Consider the following 3,073-nt stretch of genomic DNA (forward strand, 5'->3'; position numbering starts at 1 on the left):
CAAAGCCGTGACGGCAGTGCTTCCCGTTAGGCCGTGCCATAACGATACCAAAATTAACAATATGCTATTTTGTAAGCAAACACATAAAGCCAAAGCTGTGATCGATTTAGATACCTGTATGCCCGGATTTTGGCTGTATGACTTTGGTGATATGGTGCGCACATTTTGTTCCCCGGAAGAAGAAGACTCGACCCAGCTTGATAATGTGTATGTGCGTGAAGATATTTTTGCGGCCATTGTTAAGGGCTATGTCACTCCATTACAAGCCGTGCTTTCTGAGCAAGAAAAACACAGTTTTTGGCTTGGCACTAAAGTGATGACCTTTATGGTAGGGCTACGCTTTTTAACGGATTACCTCGATGGTGATAACTACTTTGCAGTAAAACATAGCACACATAACTTACAGCGCGCACAAAATCAATTTACCTTGTACAAAGACATACTTGCTAAGCAAACTAGGCTAACAGCGATACTTGCTAACAGTTAAAATATTCAGGCGCTAATGGTAGCGCCTGAGTATTTTATTAGTTTAACTGCTTCTGACATCAACTTTTAACTTAAGCTTTTGTCCGGGCTGTAAATACTTTTGCCCCGCTAAGTTATTCCACTTAATAATCTCATTCACAGAGAGTTTAAATTTAGCGGCAATGCGTGCCAATGAGTCACCGCGGCGCACTTTATAGGTAATGGTGCGGTTGGTGTTGTTCATCGCCGTTTTACTATTACTTGCTGTTTTATAAACGGTTAACTTTTGCTTTAAGCGTAACACCGCATTGGTTTTTAGCTTATTCCACTTAGCTAGTTCAGCCATCGTCACGTCGTACTCTCGGCTAATATCCCACAGCGTATCACCACTTTTCACTGTGTGTGTTAGCTTAGTGCGAGTGGTTTTATTGGCCGCTAAACGCATTTGCTTAGGTAAGTGCTCACTATTAATAGCGCCGTCGCTTAAAGGCACTAATAACTGCTGGCCCACACGTATAGTATTAGAAGTTAGTTTATTCAGCGACTTTATTGCACTGGTGCTGGTGGTAAATTTATTAGCAATCACCGATAAACTGTCGCCACGTGCAACAGTGTATTGTTGCCAACGTAAGCGCTCTGTGATGTCGGTATTGGCTAGCTTTTCGCTAAATTGCTGTGCTTTATCAACCGGAAGCAATAAAAAATGTGGACCACTTGGATCGGTTGCCCAGCGATTAAAGCCCGGGTTTAATCTATAAAGCTCGGTGAGTGTCATATCCGCCATTTCTGCGGCCAGTGCTAAGTCGATTTGTGAACCAATATCAACTACTTCCACCACTTGCGCGTTTATAATCGGCTGCCATGTAACATTAAATTCGTCGGCGCGTTTTAATAAGTCGGCCAGCGCGAGTAGCTTTGGTACATACGCCGTGGTTTCGCGGGGTAAATCTAATGACCAAAAGTCGGTGGGTAAATGTTTTTTACGGTTCTTTTTAATTGCACGTAACAAACGTCCTTCACCCGAGTTGTAAGCGGCAATAGCGTTTAGCCAGTCGCCCTCAAGGGTTTTGTGTAAGTAAGATAAGTAGTCAAGTGCTGCTCGGGTTGATTGTACAATATCGCGGCGCCCGTCATACCACCAATTTTGCTTTAAATCGAAACGTTCGCCGGTTTGTGGCATAAATTGCCAAATACCCGATGCCGTGCGGTGTGAGTAACCAAACGGGTCAAAGGCACTTTCTACAATAGGCAGCAGGGCAATTTCGATGGGCATTTCACGCTTTTCTATTTCTTCTACAATAAAGTGTAGGTAAGGCTCGGCACGCTTTGAAATACGATCGAGATATGCTTGATGTTTCGCATAATAGTTGCGCTCGCTAACGACCGGGCGGTTTTGCGGAACTTCAATAGAGAGTTGGTAACGAATACGCTCCCAGACATCATCAAACACCGGCGCTTCATCATCGTCTTGAGTTAGTTGTTGATATTGGGCATTGAGTTTTAACGCATCGCTAATATCGTGGGGGCTTGCGCCTTCAAGTCGTTGGTTGGCTTGCGTTGCAGCATGCGCGTCAGTGCTTGTGTTGCTGATTGTTTGACAGCCGCTTAGCGTCATCGCTAAAACGAGTAATAAGGGAGATTTATTCATAAATACCAATATATCGGGTAAAAAAACTCGGCGAATACTACCCGTTATGAGTTAACATTGCCACTTTAGAACACTTAAATCCCCCTACAGAACGCATCACTAAAGGTTAACGTTTTGATTATTAGTTAATAGTTTTATAGAGGCGGATTAAAAATTATCTTTATAGCGTCTCAGACCGGCAAAGTTTTCCCAAGGTTCATTGTTTTTTGTAACCGAGCAAAACTCTTTAGGCAATAGTGCGGTTATAGACGCTAGGTTACTGCGCATAAATGGATTGATTTTTAGTTCTTGGCCAATGCTGCTGGGCAAGGTTATTTCGTCGCGACTGCGCAGCTCATCGACGTGTTCACTGTAGGCAATAAGCGCTGCATTATCGGGTTCAACGGCTTTTGCAAAGGCAAGGTTAGCTTGCGTGTATTCGTGGGTGCAATAGACCTTACAGTCGCTGGGTAACTCACGCAGTTTATTAAACGAGTGCCACATTTGCTCAGCACTGCCTTCAAATAAGCGCCCACAGCCGCCACTAAACAAAGTATCACCCGTAAAGGCAAGTTGCTCATTAACATAGCAAATATGATCAAGCGTATGCCCAGGTGTGGCAATAATATTAAAAACAGTATTAAGTACCGTAATACTTTGGCAAGCAGTAAGCGGATGGGTAATCCCCTTAAATGGGCTGTTAGTGGGGCCGTAAACAGCAATATTTGGATTTTCAGTAACCAGCTTTGCCACGCCATCGGTGTGATCATAATGGTGATGAGTAATTAAAATCCCGGCTAAGGCTAAATTATGCTCGGCTAAATGGCGCAGTACAGGTTCGGCTTGACCGGGGTCGACAACCCACGCTTGGTTACTCTGACTGCTTGTTAAGCACCAAATGTAATTATCTGAAAAGGCTTTAATTGCTTTGACTTGCACCATGTTACGTTGCTCTATAAAGTGACAGTTACCTATAGTATA

General features: G+C 43.6%; 3 protein-coding genes. 1 reads left to right on the forward strand and 2 read right to left on the reverse strand.

What is annotated here, in order from left to right:
• Window positions 1-487 (forward strand): phosphotransferase (locus ABYB02_RS16110; protein ID WP_372763397.1); only part of this gene is annotated, 487 nt, incomplete at its 5' end.
• A gap of 42 nt (window positions 488-529) precedes the next feature.
• Here the strand turns inward: ABYB02_RS16110 and ABYB02_RS16115 are convergent.
• Together ABYB02_RS16115 and gloB are read right to left on the reverse strand one after the other, a co-directional pair.
• Window positions 530-2,113, reverse strand: coding sequence for a LysM peptidoglycan-binding domain-containing protein (locus tag ABYB02_RS16115; protein WP_372763398.1), 1,584 nt, complete (start codon window positions 2,111-2,113; stop codon window positions 530-532).
• 147 nt (window positions 2,114-2,260) lie between these two features.
• Entirely contained in the window at window positions 2,261-3,034 is a 774-nt protein-coding gene (gene gloB / locus ABYB02_RS16120) for a hydroxyacylglutathione hydrolase (protein WP_372763399.1), read from the reverse strand.
• Between the last annotated feature and the right edge of the window lie 39 nt (window positions 3,035-3,073).

This window comes from Pseudoalteromonas sp. (assembly GCF_041613455.1).
Lineage (GTDB): Bacteria > Pseudomonadota > Gammaproteobacteria > Enterobacterales > Alteromonadaceae > Pseudoalteromonas.